Source organism: Candidatus Roseilinea sp. NK_OTU-006 (assembly GCF_012931985.1).
Lineage (GTDB): Bacteria > Chloroflexota > Anaerolineae > J036 > Brachytrichaceae > JAAFGM01.
The window spans coordinates 1-3,823 of sequence record NZ_JAAFGM010000065.1 but is presented as its reverse complement, the minus strand read 5'-3'; the positions used below and the strand labels follow the sequence as shown (position 1 = coordinate 3,823).

At 67.3% G+C, this 3,823-nt stretch carries 2 protein-coding genes; both read left to right on the top strand.

Annotated features, from left to right (window positions below; genetic code table 11):
• Positions 1-253 precede the first annotated feature (253 nt).
• A complete protein-coding gene (locus GXH28_RS15225) occupies positions 254-1,543 on the top strand; it encodes an aspartate aminotransferase family protein (protein WP_169239871.1) in 1,290 nt (429 codons plus the stop codon).
• Positions 1,544-1,545: 2 nt separating this feature from the next.
• On the top strand, positions 1,546-3,823 hold a 2,278-nt coding region (locus GXH28_RS15220; protein WP_169239870.1), incomplete at its 3' end, for a PEP/pyruvate-binding domain-containing protein.

The window sequence follows — 3,823 nt, the reverse complement described above, 5'->3', positions numbered from 1 at the left end:
GGGATTTTACCGCCGAGCACACCGAGAGCGCCGAGAATGAACAGGGAAGAAACCTCTGCGGTCTCTGCGTTCTCTGCGGTGAGTTTTGTGCCGCTCCCTGACGGTCGCGGCGCGGATAGGTGGGCGCGGCTCGGATCAGATGGGCGCGGCACGGACAAGGTGATGACCGCATGCCCGCGCTTATGACATTTCTCGGCTCTGGTGGTATACTAAGCGTCCTATTAATGCCCATCACGGAGGACGTGTCGGCACGATGTTCATCGGCCAACAACCCAAAGCCGCCATCCTGGAAGATTACGCGCGCTACGTCAACCCCGGGCGCGTCTCGGTTTTCAAAATGATCGGGCTCGACTTCATCCCCGGCCGGCGGGAAGGCGTCTGGCTGTGGGATGTGGACGGCAGCCGCAAGCTGCTCAACTGTCGCTGTTCCGGCGGAGTGTTCAACCTGGGCCATCGTCCGCCGCGCGTGGTGGCAGCGGTCAAGGCGGCCCTGGACGAGCTCGACGTGGGCGACCATATGCTCCTGGACGAGATGCGCGCCGCGTTGGGCAAGCGCCTTGCCGCGCTGACGCCGGGCGACATCCAGTATTCCACCTTCTCGCCGGGTGGTGCGGAGGCGATCGACGTCGCCATCAAACTGGCGCGCGCCTACACCGGCCGCCCCGGCATCATCTCGGTGCACAAGGGCTACCACGGCCATACCGGCTTCGCCCTGGCCACCGGCGAGGACAGCTTCCGCGGCAAGTTCGGCCCGATGCCGCCCGGCTTCACCAAAGTGCCCTTCGGCGATGCCGACGCCCTCGCAGCGGCGATCAACGAACAGACGGCTGCCGTCATCATGGAGACCATCCCCGCCACCGGCGGCATCCTCATCCCACCCGATGATTACTACCCGCGCGTGCGGCAGCTATGTGACCAATGGGGCGCGCAGCTCATCCTCGACGAGGTGCAGGCAGGCCTGGGCCGCACCGGCCGCATGTGGGCGATCGACGAATGGGGCGTCGTGCCCGACATCCTGGTGATCGGCAAGGGGCTTTCCGGCGGTGTCTATCCCATGTCGGCGACGTGCCACCGCCCGCATCTGGATCGCTTCTTCCAGCAGCACCCTTTCATCCACCTGTCCAGCTTTGGCGGTGCGGCGCTGGGCTGTGTCGCCGCGCTGGCTATGTTCGACCAGATCACCGAGCCCGGCTTCATGGAACACGTCCAGGCGATGGGCGAGCGCTTCGAAGCCGGTTTTCGCGACCTGCGGGCGCGCTATGCCAGCATCGCCACCTGGCGGCGGCGCGGCCTGATGATGGGCTTGGAAATGGCCGACGCGCGCATGGGCATGGCGCTCAGCCCGCTGCTGGCCCAAAACGGCGTGCTCGCCGTCTTCGCCGACCATCGGCCGAGCACGCTGCAGCTGATGCCCCCGCTGATCATCCAACCCGACGAGGTGGACTTTGTGCTCGAAGCCCTGGATCGCGCGCTGACGTTCCTGGAAGCGCATCCGGAGATGCTGGAGATGGTCTCGGCGCTCAGCGGCGCATTAGGGATGTGACCATGGTGCGAACGGGAGGACAGTCCGCCAAGGAATCGGTCGAATCCAGCGCGCTGGCGAGGCGTGTGGTGCTGCCGCCGGTGGCCGTCGCGCAGAATGGGCCGAATGGCAGCGCAGCCACGCCCCGGCGCTACGTGGTGTCGCTGGATGCGGTGGACGTAGAGGATGGCGTCCACGTGGGCGGCAAAGCGCTGCGCCTGGCCCAATTGATCCAGGCGGGCTTGCCGGTGTTGCCCGGCTTCTGCGTCACCACGGCGGCTTATCAGGCACACCTGCGCGCCAATGGCCTCGATGCATGGCTGTCCGCCGATGAGGAATTCCCATGGGAGGATGCGGCGCGTCTGCAGGCATGTCGTGCGGCGTGTGAGCAGGCGGCGATGCCGGCGGAGGTGCAGGATGCCATCCGGAGCGCCTACGCGCAGCTGGGCGATGCGCCTCTGGTCGCGGTGCGCTCATCGGCCACCTTTGAGGATCAGGTGGAGGCCTCCTTCGCCGGCCAATATGACACGTTCCTGAACGTCTGCGGTGACGCGGCGGTTTTGGAACGGGTGCGCGCGTGCTGGGCGGGCATCTGGAGCGAGCGCGCGCTGGCATATATGCGCGAGCAGGGCATCGATCCGCGGCGTGCGCAGATGGGCGTGATCGTGCAGCTGCAGGCGGATGCCGTCGCCGCCGGCGTCCTCTTCACGCTCAACCCGCTCAGCGGCAACGAGGAAGAGATGGTCATCGAGGCGGTGTGGGGCTTGGGCGAGGCGGTAGTTTCAGGGCGCGTCACCCCGCAGCGCTATGTGGTGAACGTGCGCCGCCGCCAAGTGGTGCGCCGTGACCTGGCCCAACAGTCGGTCATGCTGGTGGCGGATGCCAACGGCGGCACGCGGGAACAGCCGCTCGCCCCGCAGCAGCAAGCGCAAGCGGTGCTCGACGATGCGCAGGCGCTGGAGCTGGCGGCGTTGGGGCAGCGCGTCCAGGCGCTCTACGGCTATCCTCAGGACATCGAATGGGCATGGGTGGACGGGCGTTTCGTCCTGTTGCAGACGCGCCCGCTGACCTCGTTCAGCTTTGACCCGGCGCTGGGACAGTGGACATCGGGCAACTATCGTGAAGTATTGCCCGGCTTCGCCTGTCCGCTGGCGCTGTCGCTCAGCCTGGAACACGAGTATGGGCGCAGTTTGAGCCAGTTCGTCCGCGAGATCAAGCTGGGCGAGGCGCCTCCGGGCACGGTGTGGGGGCGGCCCTTCTTTGGGCGCGCCTATTGGAACGTCGGCGTGGCCAAGCAGCTGGCGGCGCGCCTGCCCGGCTTCAAGGAACGCCTCTTCGACCGCACCGCCGGCATCGACCCCACCTATGAGGGCGACGGCATAGTCACGCCCTGGACGCCCACGACGGTGTTGCGCGCCCTGCCGGTCCTCTTCGCGCTGCGGCGCATGTACAAGCGCGTCTGGCGCGAAGGGCGCGATTACCGCGATCGCTTCCTCAGCGAGATCGAGCCGGCGCTGGACGCGGTCGACCCGGCGGCGCTCTCGGATGCCGATCTGGCGGCGTACTGCCGGCGCGTGGTCGCATTGCATTGGGAAGCCAACAACGTGGCGATCCGCGTCAGCTTGCTCTCCGGCCAGGCGCAGGAGGAGTTCGAGCCGCTGGTGCGCCAGCTCAACGCGCTCCTGCCGGCGGACGAGCAGATCGCTGAGGGGGACCTGATCACCGGCATGAGCGACGTGCGCACTGCCCAGCCCTCGTTTGAGCTGTGGCAGCTGGCGCGCGAAGGGCTGGCCGACCCTGTGGTCGCCGCTGCCATCACCCAGGGCGACCCGTCGGACATGCGCGCTCGCCTGGAGGCGACTCCCCAGGGCCGCCGCTTCTGGGAGCGCATCGCCGCCTACATCCAGCGCTATCGCTACATGGCCTCGATCGACGAAGACCTGATCCAGCCGCGCTGGGATGAAGATCCCAGTTTTGTGCTGGCCACGTTGCAGGCTTATGCCCAGGCGGACGAGGCGGTCGATCCGGCGCGACGGGTGGAGCAGCAGCGCCAGATACGGCGCATGGCGGAGCGGCGCGCGCTCAAGATTCTGTCGCGCGGCTGGCGCAAGCTGTGGTGGTTTGGCCGCCGCTCGTTTGTCAACCACCTGCGCCTGGTGCGGCGCTACATCTGGTGGCGTGAGGAGACGCGGGTGATCGCGGCGCGCGCCTTCTACCAGTGTCGGCGGTTCTTCAAGGAGCTGGGCCAACGTTGGGCTGCCGCCGGCATCCTAGAGGACGCCCAGGACCTCTTCCTGCTGC